Genomic DNA, 16,752 nt, shown 5'->3' with positions numbered 1-16,752 from the left:
TATAATTAAGGCCCAAAATTAATATAATTTTTATAACTGTAAGATGCACAAACAAAATTTTAAAATAATTTTATCATTTCTCCTTATCCTAACCAGTAACTTTATTTTCTCTCAAAAGAAGTTTACTATCGTTCTGGATGCGGGACACGGAGGAAGTGATCATGGAGCCAACAGGACATATTCCGACATTGGAAGAGTCGCAGAAAAAGACATTACACTTGCCATTACGTTAAAAGTAGGTGCCATGTTAGAGAAAAACAGAGATTTCAAAGTAATATATACCCGTAAAATTGACGAATACCCTTCTCTATCTGATAGAACCAATCTGGCCAACAGAAGCAAGGCTGACCTTTTTGTATCCATTCACTGTAATTCTTCCCAAAGACCTACAGCCTATGGAACTGAAACTTATGTACAGGGCCCCAACCAGAATAACGAAAATCTTGAAGTAGCCAAAAGGGAAAATGATGTAATCTTCCTGGATGAAAAAGATAAGCAAACCTTTGGTTCTTATAATCCTGATTCTCCGGAGTCATTAATTGCCCTGAAGCTTCAGCAAAGTAAGTATCTGGAATCAAGTCTTCTTTTGGGAGGATTGGTTGAAGATAACTTTGTTAATAAAGATAAAAGATCTTCAAGAGGTGTTTTTCAGAAAAACCTTCACGTTCTCCGTATGAATGCCATGCCATCTGTACTGATAGAAACAGGTTTCATCAACCATCCTGAAGAAAGCCACTATATTGCTTCAGACAAAGGACAGAGTGAAATTGCAGAAAGTATCTATAATGCTATCATTGATTATAAAAAAGCAGTTGACAGAAAATCCGGAGGTTCTATTGCAGTCAGAAAGCCTGAACCTGAAAAGCCTGCAGAAGTTCCTTTGAAAAATGATTTCAGAATTCTATTGATGAGTTCTCCTACGAAATACAATGAAAATGATCCTGCCCTGAAAGGTCTGAACTATATTCTTACGCTTAAAGAAAACGGACAATACAAGTATTATTATGCTGTAACCAATATGGCTTCGGTAAAAGATATTAATCTTAAAACAGCGAAAGATGCAGGTTTCAGAAATGCATTTGCTGTAGGATTTATGCCGAATCAGAGAATCAGTATGGGATATTATACGATCGAAGTGTATGCTGGCGATAAGCTGAATGGCAATTCTTATATCCTCCAGAATTTAAAAGATGTGGAACGAAATAAGGACAATGGTGTATTTTACTACACCTATGGAAAAGTATATACATTGGAAGATGCTGTAAAACTTCAAAAGGAACTTGAAGCTAAAGGTGTCAAAAATACTGTGATACAAAAGGTCTACAAATAAATCAAAAAAAATAATTTTGAAGTTTAAAAGTTAATTCCTACTTTTGCAACCTCAAAATTTGGCCTATTCGTCTAGTGGTCAGGACTCAAGATTTTCATTCTTGCAACAGGGGTTCGATTCCCCTATAGGCTACAACCCTTAAAATCAGGACTTCTTAAAAGAGTCCTTTTTTTATGTTCAAACTCTATTAAACACCATACATTGTAGAATCCTGACTTTGAAAACCCAGAGCTATCCAGAGCTTTTATACTCAACAGAGCTTCTCCCTATCACTTCTCGCGTACAGTAAACAACAATAAAACATCTTAGTAGTTTTAGGTATATTTTAGAATAAAATCAACTAGGAATCTATTTAATTAACAGATATTTTCGCCTATGTATAATAGGAATATCTGCTTTACTATCATAAACTATCTCAGTCATTTTCAAGTAAAATTGAGTCTCTTACCCATGGATAACAATTTGTTTTTTTTACATATTGAAATCACAGCAGTTTCTCGATTTTCTCTAAAAATAGGAGTTGATAAATAAAAGGATATTCATAAAATAAAACACAATAATTTTAATTTAAATTCAAATGAAAAACAAATTTATTTTGCGGTTACTACTGCTAGTAGCCATCATGGTCTCTTTGTATTCTTGCAGAAATACAGAACTGGTAACAGAACAAGAAACATACAACAATAGCAACCAATTCAGACCAACATCTAAAACAATTCATCTAGAACAGAGTAAACACAAATTGATTCTTAAAACTGAATTACAAAAAGCACAAAACAATCTAACAGAAGTAAAAACCAACGCATCAGGCAAATCAGTTGATTATGCCAATGGAGTTTCGATTGACACAGACAACGTGACTTATATTGAATATGGGCCAACTTTCCATACTTACACATTTAATCTGGTACGAGAAAATGCGCCTGAGAATGCACCTGTAGAAAATCTGATATTAACATCCTTACCTGATGGAACTTATAAGGAGCTTTTAGTAACTTATAATTTCACACCACAGGAAAAACAAGATTTACTTGCAGGAAAAGAAGTGAAAACAGCTGGTAAAACAACCGTAATTGAACTTGCAAAAGGAACATATGGAGGGGCAGTTTCTAACAGGAATATGGGAACTGTAGAATCCTGTTCTTATCAAACGGTAGATATGTATTTTTCTTGTTATACAGGAGAGCACCACCAAGGAAATGAAAGCAGCTGGGGAAGCTGTAATTGGCAAAACCAAGGAGGTTATCCCGCTCAACATATTACAGTAGTAGCATTAGTATGTACAGCAAGTACAGCCTTGGGAGATGACGGATCACCAGGAGGTGGTGAATTGGGTCCTATTACAGGATTAGGTGGAAACACAAATACTCCAACAATTCCAACTCTTAGCACATTTTTCAAGTATGTTAAAAAACTTCCAATAGATTTGAAAGCTATCATTAATGATACAGCTAACACTGATTTTTATGATACTTTTAAAGCTTTTTATGATTTAAATGGAGGGAGTATAGAATCTCAAAATTTTATCACTCTGTGTTTGCAGGCAAATTTGCCAAGTACTATAACCACAGCACAGTTTAAAAAGTTCTTTCTCGATGGTTATACATTAGATTTCCATCATAAACTTTCTTTACTTTCAGTATCAGAGATTAAAGATTATGTAACTATCAATTTGGAGATTGAAAATTCTCCATATGATGAGAGTTACATAAAAGAGACAAATGAAGCATTTGTTGCATTTACCTCTTATGCAGATATTGATAATATGACAGATGCTCAAATGGAAACAGTTCTTAATCAATGCTGTCCTTCTATCATTGTAGTACCCCAAGCTTTTATTAGTGAAAAAGTAAAACTAATTGCAACAAATTATTTACATCTACGAAAATATTACCCCTCATGGAGTAAAGGAAAATGTTTTTGGGAAGCATCAAGAGAAACATTCCAGCTGTTATTAGATGTTTTAGGATTAGTACCTGTTGTGGGTGAAGTTGCTGATATTACAAATGGGATAATTTACACTATCCAAGGTGATGGATTAAATGCGAGCCTAAGTTTCGCTTCTGCAATACCTATTGCAGGGTGGGGAGCAGCAGGGGCTAAATTTGCAATTAAAACAATTACCGTTGCAGGAGGAAGTAAACTGGCACTGGGAATGATAAAAGGGACAGGAGGTATTATTACTTTTGGTAAATACTCTAAACTGAGAAAAGCAATTAATTTAACAGATGTAACAAAACAAGCACATCATGTAATTCCTCGTGCCAAAATTATTATTGAACACGATGTAATACAACGTGCTGCATTATCTGGTAACGCCTTTCATATTGATGAAGCTTTAAATGGTATTGCTGTTACATCTTGGAGAAATCAACCAAATCATTATATTTACACAAATAAAATATTAAAGAAATTAAATTCTTTTACGTCTACCCACCCTAATGCAACCCCACAAGAATGTTATAATTTTCTTACAGGACTCATAAATGACATTAAGACGTGGATTATAAATAATCCAAACTCGCATTTGAATGATATTGTATTACCTTAACTATAAATTTTAATTAATGATACCTTTAAATTTTGTTAGAATTGAATCTCTAAACTCATCTGAAAGATATTTACCCGAAATATCAAGTCAATATTTGATAGAGTTATCTCATAAATATTCAGATTTACCATTTAACCAATTTCAAAATGAGTATACTGATTTATGCATGAAATTATCTAATGATGTTTATTCTATGAATAAATATTGGGAGAAAAATATGACACATGGTGAATTTCTAAATATGCTAACAAAAGAACAACGAATTTTGTTTGGCCTTATTAATTTTGAAAGCCAAGTAAATAATGGAGGAATTTACCAATTCCTATTTAATGAACTAGAATTAAGTGTACTAGTTTTAGAATCTCTTGAAATCTTAAAATTTAACAAATTGTCTGAAGATTACAAAGCGGTTTTAAAAGATTACTTTTTCAATTTTGAAACAATCGAAGAAATTCAAAAAAAATTTTTGGAATCCAGTTATGATTGGGACGAAAGATGGAATTCATTTGTTGAAGGATATAAGATTATTAAAAATGTTAATTTTATTGAATCATACTTTTATGAAACAGATTTTATTGAAGAGTTCCAAAATAAAATTAAAGAATTTATAAAGTCTAATCTCTTTGGTTTATGTAAAATTATTGATTGAAAATAAAAATTCTTTTTGAGGAAAAGGAGAAAAAGTATATGGGAAAATATAAGATTAGGGAACCTATCTTTTTATAATCTGATGTTTATGGCTTGAGTATTATCACTCAAGCCTAACTCAGTGACAAATATTTACTATGGTTGCAAATTCAATTTTCGATATTAGACTTGCAACAAATAACAACCCTACCAGACATATTTAAATCATTTAAATTTTTAACTATGCTTAAAGACCAAATAATTGATTCAATTAATAAAAATATTAAAAATAAGGAATTAATAAAATCTTTATTACTTCCAGCCATTGCGTTCTCATTGGAAGTACCAAAGTCTAATGAATTAAACTTATCAAGAATAGGTGGAAAACCTCTTTTTCAGAAAGATATTGATAATTTGGATTTATCCCTTACTTTTTTAGCACAAATATCTTTAAACGAAATAAAAGATAAAAATGAAATTTTACCAAAAGATGGAAACTTATATTTTTTTTTAAACACTACTTTAGATAATAGGTTTCCTGATCAGAAAGAAAATTTTAAGATTTTATATTGTGATGAGGAAAATTTAAATTATTTCAAAAAAGAAAATATAACATCCATATCAAATGAATATTCTCTTTCATTTTCAGAAATTTACACATTCCCATCTTATCAAGAAAGCCTAATTGAGAAAAGTAACATTGAAGATGATGAAATAGAAAATATTGAAAATATTATTTTTCAAATAAATAGTCGTATTACAGAAGGTAATTATGATGTTACGCATCATATATTAGGACACCCTCAGGCGCTTCAGGGAACAGTAAGATTTTGGTGGGCAGCTAAATATTTACATTTGGATAAGAATGAACAATATTCGAAAGAAGAAATAAAGTTCATAGAACAGGAAGAAGCTAATTTTCTCCTTCTTCTACAATTGAACTTTGCAGATCCAAAAATTGGGTTAACAAATCTAGGGGATAGTGTAGCATATTTTGGTATTCATAAAGACGATTTGGTAAATAAAAACTTTTGTAATATAAAGCTGGTCATTCAAAATACTTGATAGGAAATATAAAATTATGAGAAAAATAATTTACATTTTTATTATATCAATTGGTTTGGGAATTAAAGCTCAAACCAATGGCTTTTTTACTCCTACAAAAGGAGAGATTATATTTAGAGAAATTACAAAAATTACAAGCCCTAAGCTATTTGATGAGTCATTAAAAGTATCAAAACAAAAGTTTAAAGAATCGCTTAGAAAGTCCTTTCTTAATAATCCAGAAAATAAGGATAGAGAACAACAAATAGATGAAATGATTACTGCAAAAGTAGATATTATGGAATTTATTTATGTAGAAGATTCCACGCAAATCTATCAATATGAATTTGGACAAATAAACCAACAACCTTTTTCTGAAAATATAATTCTAAAAATTGATGAGGATAGAAATAACAGAAAAACAATTAATGGATATGATTGTTTTAAGGTAACTTATCAATATCAGGAAAATAAAGAAAGTTCCGACGAAGATTATCTAGCTTTTGCAGGAGATATAATTTATCAACGTGAAATGTGGGTGACTGAAAAGATAAGATCCTTATACCACCCTGTAGTATTTGATAAATCTATTTTAGAAAAGTATTACCCTTTAAGTATTTTGGAAACACAAAATAGTATTAAAGGTTTTGAAAGAAGATTTAAATTAGATACAATAACAGCTAATTAAAAAAGTTATAATTTTTAAATTAGAATAACAAAAATTCAACCGAGATAATTAAAATTAATACCTATTGATTAGTTTTAAGAGAGTTTCTAATTTATATTAAAAATGTAATTGGTGGTACAAATATGGTTACATTTCATATTTAATTACCTAAAATACCTATTAATAAACGATTATTTGTAGTCCCCTATAGGCTACAATTAAAAAACCTTTAGCTGATGAGTTAAAGGTTTTTTTATAAGCTACTTCATTTTGTCTTTTGCTTTAAAAAAATATTTTTAAGCATTAACAACTTTGAAGAACTTTTCAAATTTTGAGACATATATTATAAATGCAAGAGTACCAAAATTTTAGTACGCTGACAATCTGAAAATTACTGTCATTATACTGAAAAGACAGAGACTTTTATTTGAAAAAAGCATTCCATTTACGTTATATGAGACAAAAGCATTATATTTGCAAAAATTTTAGCCATGGTTGGTCATCCAAATATGGCAGCACTGATGAAAAATAATATTGATAAATCATTGTCTGTAGTTTTCTACAGGCTACCAAATTTTATATCATGCCGGATTTAAAAATACAGGAAGCGAAATTGCTTTTTAAGAAAATCCACTCTAACCCAAAAAGTTATGATTTACAAATCAATGAAGACGGGATTACAGGCAAAGATGATAAAATCAGTTTCAGACTTTATAGGACTGGAGAAAGGGTTGCTTTTGAAGTAACAATTGACGGACTTACTTTCACCAATACCACTGGAGAATGGAATAATGCACTGATCATGCTGGGAAATACGATCAAAAAAATAGAGAAAGAACAAGAAAATTTAAAAATAGAACAAGCAATAAATAAACTGAGAAAGTACCTATCAGAAGAAAATTAAAATTTTTAAAAATAAATTTGGTAGTTTAAAAAAAAGTTTATAGTTTTGCACTCACATTTAAACGATATGGCAAATCATAAATCAGCACTAAAGAGAATCAGACAAAACGAAACTAGAAGACTTCGTAACAGATATTACCACAAGACTGCTAGAACAGCTTTAAAAGCTTTAAGAAATGAAGAGAACAAAGCTGCTGCTACAGAACAATTGCCAAAAGTTATCGCTTTATTGGATAAATTAGCTAAGAAAAATATTATCCACAAGAACAAAGCGGCTAACTTGAAAAGCAAATTAACAAAGCACGTTAATAAATTAGCGTAACAATATAGCTGGCCCGTTCGTCTATCGGTTAGGACCTCAGATTTTCATTCTGGTAAGAGGGGTTCGATTCCCCTACGGGCTACTTACATCTTATAAGACCACTGTAACAACGGTGGTTTTATAAAGATCGCCGTAGAAAAAGCTATATTTAAATAAATCTAACCGGCCCGTTCGTCTATCGGTTAGGACCTCAGATTTTCATTCTGGTAAGAGGGGTTCGATTCCCCTACGGGCTACAATAAGAGTTGACACTTATAAAAACAAAAGCTAACACATTACTTCGGTAATGGAAGATAGAGGGCCCGTTCGTCTATCGGTTAGGACCTCAGATTTTCATTCTGGTAAGAGGGGTTCGATTCCCCTACGGGCTACAAAAGGACTTTTTCGAAAGTCCTTTTTTCGTTTCTACATATACTATTTCAGTAACTTTTCCCCAAAAGCATCAACAGGTTTAAGCTTTCTATAGTTATTACACCTACTCTTTCGAGCGAAAACGGGATTTTTTCTCAGTCAACATATCTCACCAACAAAACTTCTTATGCTATTTTCATCACAGCCTGTGAAGTCATATTAAATTTCATTAAAAATATCACCAATAATGGAAATATTATTTCATACTTCTTCCATTAATCCTTAAATTTGAATAAAACTATTCATTCTAAAATATATAACATGAAATTCAATTTATTTTCGGGAAGCCCATCTTCTTTAAAAGCCGGATTGATGGCTTTATTTTTATTTTCTGCCAGCACCATGTCAATGGCACAAAACAGAATTTATGCCCACGCACAAAGCTCAGGAGTATTCGGAGTAGCCTGCCTTGGATGCCGTATAGATAATCCGCTCAATGCTGTAGGAGACAATGAAGACGACTATTCAACAATGGTATTGGGCACAGTGCTATTGGGAGGAATCCAGCAAACGCTGATTTTTCCAGACCTGAGAGCAGACACCAGGCTGGTAGTAGGAATCGGGACAGACAATATCCCTTTATCTGTACAGTTATTAAGCGGAGTAACGCTTGAAACCATGAATGGTGGCACTTCGAACGAAGACCGCAGAACCATTGACGTTAGCCTTCTTAAACTGGGTGCAACTCCTAACAGAGGTACGGTAGAATTCAAACCTACAAAACCTTATGATGGGATAAGAATCGGATTAACAGGTGGCGTTCTCAGCCTTGGTGGTGGTTTCAGAATTTATTATGCTTACCAGGATCCCTTGATGAATATTATGGCTCACAGTCAAAACGGACAAATTACTCTTGGCGGAAATGTTTCTGTAGAAGGTTCAGAAATTACCTTGTTCAATACTTCAGGAAAAGAAGTATTCCGTTCTACATTGAGATCAAACACATTTGAGTCAAAACAACAGGAAGGTGTTTATATCATGAATATACAAACCAAAGAAGGAAAAACGTATTCCAGAAAAATTTTAATCAAATAATTCAATAAGCGATACAATAAATGCGGCAGACTTTTAAAGCTGCCGCATTTTTTTCACTCATTTTCAGACAAATACAACCATATAATTATTAAATAAAAATAAATTCATAATTACAAATATCAATAAATTATTAACAAATCACATAATTATGAAATAAAATAAGCAGCATAATCATTTTATTTATAAATTTACAAAAAAGCTAAAACCCAAAATTTTTCTACATATGAAAACTTATTTATTATTTGGCCAACGCACGATGAAAGCTGCAGTTCTGGCATCATTCCTATTTTTAACGAGCGCAATGTCTACTGCACAAATTGTAAAAACTTATGCAAGCAGCCAAACCAATCAGGTCCTTGGAGTATGCCTGGGTTGTGGTGTATTGAATCCTCAAAATGCTGTAGGAAGTAACGAGAATGACTACTCTACTTTACAGGTTTCAGTAGGTCTTCTTGCAAGAACGGAACAGACATTGATCTTCCCTACTACCAATATCGCGAACAATACCAACAAACTTGTTATTGCTATTGGTTCTAACGGAACTCCTCTATCTGCTCAGGTATTGGGTGGCGCATCTATTGAAACATTTAACGGAGATGTTTCCAATAACGATTACACAAGTCTTGCTACAAAACTGATCAACCTTGGAGCAGGCGATCCAAGCAAAGGTGAAATTGAGATGACCATGAACATTCCTTTTGACCGTATTAAAATCAATGTAAATTCAGGATTATTGAATATTGGCGGAGAGCTTAGAGTATATTATGCTTACCAATATAAAGATCCTTTCATCAATTTCATGGCTCACAGCAAGGATGGACAGTTTACTCTAGATAAAAATGTTTCTGCTGAAGGTTCAGAGGTTACTCTTACCAATACTTCAGGAAAAGAAGTATTCCGTTCTAAACTGACATCAAATTCTTTTGAAACCAAACAACCACAAGGAGTATATATTATGAAACTTCAGACAAAAGAAGGAAAAACATACTCTAAAAAAGTGATTATCAAATAAAAAAGATACATAACAGATCGAACCCGGCAAGCTTTCCAAGCTTGCCGGGTTTTTATATCCCATTGATGAGCATATGCCCTCTAAAATCATACTAAAGGACAAATAAAAACCTCTGATCAAAATTGACCAGAGGTTTTATTTAACAAGATTACGATCTAAACTCTTATTAGTTTTTGATTAATTTTTGCTGATAAACCGCTTTATCTGTCACAGCTTTTAAAATATAAATACCTTTTGGAAGTGCACTTACATTGATCTGTCCATTGTTCAGCTGAGCATTAACAATTCTTCCTGATGCATCATAAATAGAAACATTCTGGATTTTCTCCTGAGTTTTAATGGTAAGAATATCAGTAACCGGATTTGGATAAATACCAAATTCTAGTTTCTTCACCTCAGCAGTTGCCAAAGTGGAAGCTGTACTGTTTACTGTAAGTGTTTTTTCCACAAGCTTACCGTTTGAGTTAAAACTGATCACAATATCAGACGTCCCTGAAACAAGTGGCGTTAAAACCAGTTCATCATTCTCATTAATCACAGCAGAAACAGTTGTAGGATTGCTGTTTGATTTGATTGACTTTACTACTGACACAGCCAAATTATCAGCATCAGAAACGATTGATTTCAGATCAATTGCAGTCGTATTTCCCGCTGTAACCTGTGAAGGTAAAACGTTACTTACAACAGGAGCTGAATTATTGGTAAATACCGTCAATGAAGGGAACCAATAATAGTCATTCAATGTTTTTGTATTGATAAGAGCACCCGTCATATCATACGTATGAATCCAGTTTTTCTGGTAGTGTGCACCGTATCCGCTTTCTGTGGTATTCAGAACTAATTCTCCGGTAATAGGGTTTACACGAAGTGCTGCTCCGTAAGGAATTTGTTTAAACTGACCTGTTTGTCCAGGAATTGCAGCAAAGTTTTCGTTAAATGTTTTTGTTGTTACATCGAATCTTACAATCTGTGTTCCTGAGCTCCAGCTGCTGATTGAATTGATCCAATATAAGGCATTCTCTTTATTACTTGCTGAAAATTTACCGGCATTCCATGCGCCCCAGTCTCCGATATATTTCGTTGTAGGAATATTATAAACCTGAGTAGCAAAAGTAGTAGGATTAATGTTGATCAGTTTTTGATCCTGAATTCCCCAAACACTTCCGTCTTTAGCCTGAGCAACTGAGTAGAAACCTCCGGCAATTGTACTCACTATCGTATCAGTATTAGGATTAATCACTAAAATTCCTACTCCTTGCTTCACCGCAAAAACATATTGTGACGTACGGATCATGTTTCCGATCTGTCCGTTTCCACCTGTTCCGGTAATTAAAGAACCTACCTGTAAATTATCAATATTGAAAGTAACAATTCCAGTAGAAGTACCAATGTATCCTTTATGTTCGTTCACTCCTACAAATGATCTACCATCACCACCTCCGATATTATTAAATCCTGCAAGTTTCTGCATGGTCTGCGCATTGGCTACAACCAATCTTCCTCCAGGAGTATATTGAGTATCTCCTCCATCAGCAGCTTGTTTTGAAACGAAATAGAATTTATCACCATAGATTGTTCCGTATTGTGTAGTTGCGCCAAAAGCCTGATTATTGTTTGCGTTACTGTACACACGATAGTTAATCTGTCCGTTGTTATCAATGAAGTTAACAGAACCGTTAGTATGACCGAACCATTCTTCATTCACCATGAAATATCCATTGGTAAAGTTATTGGAAGCAACATACGGAGAAACCGGAGTGATGGTAGAAGAAATAGGAGTTTGATTAAATCCTACGTTAAAATTCCAGACATCCCAAGAACCGTTTTCCAATACACGTGAAGAAGCTCCAACGCTAGAATATCCGAAATCAGCATCTGCAGGGTTCTTTACCCAATATGACCAGTACCCGTTAACCGTCCATCCGGATTGCCAGTGATCGTTAGCCGCATCTACAATCGTGTAGCTGTCAAAATCATAGGCTGTCGTATTCACGAAACCATTTACCGGGTATAAAGGATAAGTGGTATTTCCGCTTTTGATCAGTGCATTAGTTCCCTGACCGTTCAGATCAAAACCAATTCCACCAACAGCTGATCCAAACTGTGTTCCCTGATATAGCAATGTATATAATCTGTGATCTGCCTTAGCAATAGCTTTCAGCATATCTTCACCGGTAGCATTTCCGTTCCATTTGAATCCCCAAACCATGGCATCAGGATTCTTACTGTCATTCCACTGTACTACAAAAGCAGCCTGGTTGGTTCCTGATCCTACCCAATACTGAATATCAGAAAAACTGATGGTAGTGGTATTGAGCTTGCTGATCCCTGAAATATCATTTCTGGGTACACCTTGAACTTTTATCTGTGCAGTTGATAAACCTGCAAACAGAAAAAGCATCATAAAAAGATAAAACTTTTTCATTTTTTATTAATTTAAATAGATTGTATATTATTTGAAATGTAAATCGTAAGCTCCCGCCACTTCTGTAGAAACTTCACCAAGCCATCCTGCTTCCTGATTCACTCCTGTATATATTTTCATAAAATCGACTCCCGGAAGTTTCACATATTTTCCACTTCTGTCTACCGCCCAGGAAATATCGATATTGGAGGCATCATCATTATTCGGAGCATTGTCTGCATATCCGAACTCGTATGATTTTCCTACCCAATAAGATCCGTCACCACTCTGATCGAAGAAGTTATTTGCAAGTCTGGTTCCTGAAAAACTGTAAGAAGGATCTGTAAACCATAAAGGATAATAGCTCTGGGCATGAAAGGTATTCTTTGTTTTGAATCCCTGATTTCCCAGATTGTCATTCCACTTGATATATTCTACATCAGTCTGCCAGAATTCAGTTCCGGGTACAGGTACTTTATTTTCGTTAGGTTTATGATAGGTTATGCTGTAGTCTTTAACTGTAGCATTTTTGAAATATTCGCTGCCTGCAATTTCATACCATTCATCATTATCCGGCTTTCCATTTTTATTCCTGTCGTAGGCTACCATAATAATTCCCGGTTCACAAGATCCTGAACGTTGATCTGCTGCATCATTTCCAAAGAATGCATTTCCCAGTACTTTAAAATCACGTCCATTCAGATTGGGAATCGTATGATCAAAACCGAACACTACATATCCTCCATATCCACCGAGACTGATCATGGTAGAATTACCTCCTACCAAAGATTCGTTTGCTTTCTGAAGCATATTTGCAGTAGTATTTCCAGGTAAATATTCCGGAATTTCGTTCATGAACTGCCCTACAGCAGGACGGAACTCCAATACTTTGGAAATGTATTTACTATAAGGTGTTTTTTCTTTGGTGACAATTATTTTAGAATGAAAAACCTGCTCGTTTCCTTTATTGTTAATCTTTAAAGTCAAAGGATAAGCTTCTGCAGTAGGACTGATGAATTCAAGTTCTGAATTTTGAGAAATAATAGAATCATTAATACTCCATGTAACTGATCCTGAAGCATTGGTAGGAATACTCAAAACCTTTAAACGTTCAATGGTATAGGAGTCATCAAGGCCATTAAATGTAAATTCATTTTCATCATCATGTTTACAGGCTATCACTCCTACAAGGAAGCAGGATAGAAATCCGATTTTCAAATAAGTAAAGCTATTTCTGTTCATTTCTTAAAGTTTGGTTATTTGTATAAAAAAGCGAAGTGGGCAGGGATATTTCCGCCTTCCGTTTTCCATTTAAAGTGTCCGTTTTTATCAAAGCAATACACAAATCCCATGGATACATAATTTCTGGCATCTGTCATGTAGATATCTTCTGTGATTGGGTTCACGGTAATTCCGTAAGGTGTTTTAATGGCATCTTCATATTCTTTGTCAAAAATTCTGTTGGCGATGATCTGTTCTGTTTTTACATCAATGATTCCAAATGTTTTTTTATAACTGTGGGTATTGTAATTGAATTCATTCCCATAGAAATACAGTTTATCATTCACGATTGTCATTTCGCTCACAGAGAGATTGAAGTTTTTCTTCACAGTTCCCGTGGCTGCATCTATTAAATACAAACTGGAAGGAACATTATAATAATCTCCTCTTGAAGTTACATAGAGGTCTCCGTAATTATCTTTTTTAATGTGGTGAAGATTGATGGCAACATTTATTTTTTTGAGTTCTGTAAAAGTGTTCAGGTCGATTACCGAAACAGTATTGTCATAATCGGGAGCTTTGTATCCTCCGGAGTTGGCCACAAACAATTGATTACCCACAATTTCCATTTCTTCCGGCTGATATCCTACCACCACTTCATGCTGGATGGAAAGAGAAGTGGTATCAATTTCCACGACTTTTCCTTTTGGTGCTTTAGGATTAATGGCTACAGGACCTGCATAGCTGCTGGCATATGCTTTACCATCTTTGAAAGCAAGGTATCTGCAGTTTTGTAATGGAATAGAAGTAATACGTTTGGCCGTTTTGGCATCCAGCACTTCAATTTTGTTGGAAACATTGACAACAATATAAAGTTTACTTCCATACACCTTAATATCATTCCCTACATCTCCTAACTCTTTTACCACATTGGGATTGATTTCTGCATAGATGTTCCGGTAATAAGTTCCTTTGGTGTAATCAAAAAAATCAAGGGTACATTTATTACTTCCCATGTTTCCTTCATTCAGCATATAGAATCCTTTTATTGCCGTATTTTCTGAAGGAAGTCCTTCTACCACTTCCTGACGGACAATAATTTCATCGGTACGGCATGAGGTAAGAAAAGCTAATACAAAAAATAAAAAATAAAAGTTTAGTTTTCTCATAGGGTGAAGTTTAGAATAAGTTTAAAGTTTCTTCCAGGCATTGGATAATTGAGGACAACATCATAGTATTGATTGAAAATATTATTCATCTCAAGACTTACTTTAAATTGATGATTCGCCCAGTTGAATTTTTTCTGAACAGAGAGATCGTGAGTATACCAAGGTTGCACATAATTGTATTGAATGTTATCCTGATTCACATCATATCTTTCTCCTACGTACATCGCACTGTAATTGAAACTCCAGTCTTTATAATCTGCCATCAGACTGAAAGATCCACTGTGCCATGGTGTATAAGGAATCTGATTGCGATAGAAAGTATCTTCCGGATCACTGATATCTCTTGCGCTTTGATAAGTATAAGAAAGCAATGGTCTAAAATTGACTTTTCCCACCTGAAACTCAGTCTGCACATTCACATCAGCTCCAATGATTTCAACCATTCCCAGGTTCATCATCAGCCAGCGGAACATGCTTCCGTTAGGGGCAGCTACAATTTTATCCTGCACTTTATTGTAGTAACCGTCTACTTTAGCATAAAATGTTTTAAAGAAACGGTTGGTATAATTCTTCTGATAAGTAAATCCTACATCATATTGATTGGTGAATTCCGGTTTCAGATAAGTATTTCCGATATTGGTATAATACAAATCATTAAAGGTTGGAAGTCTGAAAATCCTTTTATAGAAAGCTCTTAGGGTAAGCTCAGGAATGATTTCCGGCTGATAGCTCATAAATACGGCTGGCGTCCACTCTCTGGCATCTCCCGGTCTTTTATTTTTTCTTACTTCTTCAAAAGTAAAGGTTCCTAAAAGGCTTCCCAGAATTTTGAATCTGTTCCACTGATAGGTTGTCGCCAATGCGACCAATGTGGTATAACGTGTAGGATAAGAAAAGTTATCCAGATTGGCATCCAGATTATTGTACTGAAAGTCTCCACTCAGGCTGACATCCCAATTGGGAGTAATGGAATAGATATTCGATGAAGAAAGGTAGAGCTCTCTTTGAAATAGGTATTATCAGTATAAATAATAGACTGCGAACGAACCGTATCCATAAAATGGGTATAATCGTAAGCAAATTTTGCTTTCAGCTGTGTTTCAAATTTCGGGAACAGTTTTTTTCTCAGATTAGCCTGTACAAAATAATTCTCATCGGAAAGCCTCGCTCCTCTTCCTTCGAAACGGCCATTCACAATAGGTGCCGGCATTCCGCGGTCTGAAATATAACCGTAACCACGGATATTCCAGCTTCCGTTATTTAAAGTTCCGTTTAAAGAAGTTTCAAAACGTTTTGCCCGAATATCTGAATCCTGTCTCTTTGCAATGGTATCATAAGCCTGTTGTCCATCAGGATATTTCTTGGCATAACGAAATCTGTAAATTCCGTCACTCTGCATAAATTCTCCACTGAAGCTGGCAGAAACCCTGTCTGAAATCTTCTGTTCCAACCGGAATGAAGGATTAAAGAGATCAATGGAAGCACTTTTTGCTCTTATCACCAAATTGGTTTTTCTATTTCCTTTAAATACTGGTATTTTAGGCTGCAAATAGATAGCCCCTGAAGACCCGAAGTCTTTTGCCGGCTGGAAAATCTCACTTTTCTGTCCGTTATACAATGATATTTCTTCCAGATCATCCAGAGAATATCGTCCCAGATCCACCAGTCCGTTTTGGGCATTTCCCAATTGAATTCCGTCATAGAAAACACCCACATGCTGACTTCCCATACTTCGGATATTAATGGTTTTCAAACCACCCAATCCGCCGTAATCTTTAATCTGAACACCTGAAAAGTACCGCAGTGCATCAGCAACAGAATGACTATTCAGTCTTTCCAGCTGCTCTCCCTGTAGGATTTGTGCCGGAAGGATTTCTTTAAAATTCTTTTTGTAAAGATTGATTCCTTTAATAGTCTCTTCCTGAAGGCTGTCGTTTTTCTTGGTTTGAGAAGATAAAAGTTGAGATGTGATCACCAATATTGTGAAAACAGCTTTATGAATTGCAGAAGTAATTAGTTTTGCCGCCATTAGCTCATTTAGGGTAATGAAGACGCT

At 34.4% G+C, this 16,752-nt stretch carries 14 protein-coding genes and 4 tRNA genes; 13 read left to right on the top strand and 5 right to left on the bottom strand.

Features of this window, described 5'->3' with window-relative positions; genetic code table 11:
• The first annotated feature begins 43 nt into the window (after nucleotides 1-43).
• The 13 genes from ACKTTZ_RS10345 to ACKTTZ_RS10285 all read left to right on the top strand — a co-directional run bounded on the left by ACKTTZ_RS10345 (nucleotide 44) and on the right by ACKTTZ_RS10285 (nucleotide 9,902).
• The gene (locus ACKTTZ_RS10345; protein WP_185103663.1) at nucleotides 44-1,330 is read left to right on the top strand and encodes an N-acetylmuramoyl-L-alanine amidase; all 1,287 of its coding nucleotides are present in this window, start codon (nucleotides 44-46) and stop codon (nucleotides 1,328-1,330) included.
• A 60-nt stretch (nucleotides 1,331-1,390) separates the two neighbouring features.
• Nucleotides 1,391-1,462, top strand: a tRNA-Glu gene (locus ACKTTZ_RS10340).
• A 445-nt stretch (nucleotides 1,463-1,907) separates the two neighbouring features.
• Nucleotides 1,908-3,881 (top strand): hypothetical protein, encoded by a 1,974-nt coding sequence (locus tag ACKTTZ_RS10335; protein WP_407848706.1) that lies wholly within the window; start codon nucleotides 1,908-1,910, stop codon nucleotides 3,879-3,881.
• Nucleotides 3,882-3,897: 16 nt separating this feature from the next.
• Nucleotides 3,898-4,530, top strand: a complete 633-nt coding sequence (locus tag ACKTTZ_RS10330) for a hypothetical protein (protein ID WP_407848704.1) — start codon at nucleotides 3,898-3,900, stop codon at nucleotides 4,528-4,530.
• A gap of 221 nt (nucleotides 4,531-4,751) precedes the next feature.
• Nucleotides 4,752-5,573 carry a DUF1963 domain-containing protein gene (locus ACKTTZ_RS10325; protein WP_407848702.1) on the top strand — a complete coding sequence of 274 codons (822 nt, stop codon included), beginning with the start codon at nucleotides 4,752-4,754 and terminating at the stop codon, nucleotides 5,571-5,573.
• A 16-nt stretch (nucleotides 5,574-5,589) separates the two neighbouring features.
• A complete protein-coding gene (locus ACKTTZ_RS10320; protein ID WP_407848701.1) occupies nucleotides 5,590-6,240 on the top strand; it encodes a hypothetical protein in 651 nt (216 codons plus the stop codon).
• 562 nt (nucleotides 6,241-6,802) lie between these two features.
• Nucleotides 6,803-7,123, top strand: coding sequence for a hypothetical protein (locus ACKTTZ_RS10315; protein WP_407848699.1), 321 nt, complete (start codon nucleotides 6,803-6,805; stop codon nucleotides 7,121-7,123).
• 66 nt (nucleotides 7,124-7,189) lie between these two features.
• Nucleotides 7,190-7,444, top strand: coding sequence for a 30S ribosomal protein S20 (gene rpsT, locus ACKTTZ_RS10310; protein WP_002983073.1), 255 nt, complete (start codon nucleotides 7,190-7,192; stop codon nucleotides 7,442-7,444).
• A 10-nt stretch (nucleotides 7,445-7,454) separates the two neighbouring features.
• A tRNA-Glu gene (locus tag ACKTTZ_RS10305) sits at nucleotides 7,455-7,526 on the top strand.
• A gap of 82 nt (nucleotides 7,527-7,608) precedes the next feature.
• Nucleotides 7,609-7,680, top strand: a tRNA-Glu gene (locus ACKTTZ_RS10300).
• 63 nt (nucleotides 7,681-7,743) lie between these two features.
• A tRNA-Glu gene (locus tag ACKTTZ_RS10295) sits at nucleotides 7,744-7,815 on the top strand.
• A gap of 301 nt (nucleotides 7,816-8,116) precedes the next feature.
• Nucleotides 8,117-8,890: a T9SS type A sorting domain-containing protein gene (locus ACKTTZ_RS10290; RefSeq protein ID WP_407848697.1), complete on the top strand. Its 774-nt coding sequence runs from the start codon at nucleotides 8,117-8,119 to the stop codon at nucleotides 8,888-8,890.
• Nucleotides 8,891-9,113: 223 nt separating this feature from the next.
• Nucleotides 9,114-9,902 carry a T9SS type A sorting domain-containing protein gene (locus ACKTTZ_RS10285; RefSeq protein ID WP_081906412.1) on the top strand — a complete coding sequence of 263 codons (789 nt, stop codon included), beginning with the start codon at nucleotides 9,114-9,116 and terminating at the stop codon, nucleotides 9,900-9,902.
• A gap of 166 nt (nucleotides 9,903-10,068) precedes the next feature.
• Here the strand turns inward: ACKTTZ_RS10285 and ACKTTZ_RS10280 are convergent, their stop codons facing one another.
• From ACKTTZ_RS10280 to ACKTTZ_RS10260, 5 genes are read right to left on the bottom strand one after another with little or no spacing between them, the layout of a single operon-like run.
• Entirely contained in the window at nucleotides 10,069-12,327 is a 2,259-nt protein-coding gene (locus ACKTTZ_RS10280) for a DUF5074 domain-containing protein (RefSeq protein WP_407848695.1), read from the bottom strand.
• A 27-nt stretch (nucleotides 12,328-12,354) separates the two neighbouring features.
• Nucleotides 12,355-13,548 (bottom strand): hypothetical protein, encoded by a 1,194-nt coding sequence (locus ACKTTZ_RS10275; RefSeq protein ID WP_034694572.1) that lies wholly within the window; start codon nucleotides 13,546-13,548, stop codon nucleotides 12,355-12,357.
• Between the two features lie 14 nt (nucleotides 13,549-13,562).
• A complete protein-coding gene (locus ACKTTZ_RS10270) occupies nucleotides 13,563-14,696 on the bottom strand; it encodes a YncE family protein (protein WP_407848693.1) in 1,134 nt (377 codons plus the stop codon).
• The gene (locus ACKTTZ_RS10265) at nucleotides 14,693-15,601 is read right to left on the bottom strand and encodes a TonB-dependent receptor domain-containing protein (RefSeq protein ID WP_407849149.1); all 909 of its coding nucleotides are present in this window, start codon (nucleotides 15,599-15,601) and stop codon (nucleotides 14,693-14,695) included. The genes ACKTTZ_RS10270 and ACKTTZ_RS10265 overlap by 4 nt, the downstream gene beginning before the upstream one ends.
• A gap of 35 nt (nucleotides 15,602-15,636) precedes the next feature.
• On the bottom strand, nucleotides 15,637-16,725 hold the full coding sequence (locus tag ACKTTZ_RS10260) for a TonB-dependent receptor (protein ID WP_407848691.1): 1,089 nt from the start codon (nucleotides 16,723-16,725) through the stop codon (nucleotides 15,637-15,639).
• Nucleotides 16,726-16,752 lie beyond the last annotated feature (27 nt).

It is taken from the genome of Chryseobacterium sp. KCF3-3, assembly GCF_045865955.1.
Taxonomy (GTDB): domain Bacteria; phylum Bacteroidota; class Bacteroidia; order Flavobacteriales; family Weeksellaceae; genus Chryseobacterium.
This window is presented reverse-complemented; position numbering and strand designations above follow the sequence as displayed.